Origin of the sequence: Rhizobium sp. RAF56 (assembly GCF_052113965.1) — a bacterium.
In the GTDB taxonomy this organism is placed as follows: Bacteria; Pseudomonadota; Alphaproteobacteria; order Rhizobiales; family Rhizobiaceae; genus Rhizobium.
Map to the genome: position 1 here is coordinate 1 of NZ_JBFRDU010000146.1, position 433 is coordinate 433.

Consider the following 433-nt stretch of genomic DNA (forward strand, 5'->3'; position numbering starts at 1 on the left):
ATCTTGGCCATCAACGCGGCCGCCAGCAATGGCCCCACAATCGTGCCGAACCCATAAAACAGAAGCAGACCGCTCGATACCTTCACGAAATCGTCTGGACCGGCATGGTCGTTGGCATGCGCTACGGCGATCGAATAGAGGGTGTAGGCCAAGCCCCCGTATGCCGCCATCATAACGATGACCAGTGCGGCCGACCGGGGCTGCAGGACAAACACGAGAAGCCCGAAGCCGGCCGCTCCGGCTGCGGCGCCAGCCAGCACTCGGCGGCGGTCTGTGACGTCGGACAGCCGGCCCATGGGAAACTGGAGAATGGCACCGGCAAGAACAACGACGCTGGCCATCAGGGCAATACCCCCGTTGCTAATTCCGATGCGGGCGCCATAGACGGCTCCGAGCGTTCCCCACGCCCCGTTGGCGATCCCGATCAGAAAGC

The 433-nt window shown here is 63.3% G+C and carries 1 protein-coding gene; it reads right to left on the reverse strand.

Features of this window, described 5'->3' with window-relative positions:
* Nucleotides 1-433: MFS transporter (locus AB4048_RS29000; protein ID WP_442205374.1), on the reverse strand; the 433-nt coding region annotated here is incomplete at both ends.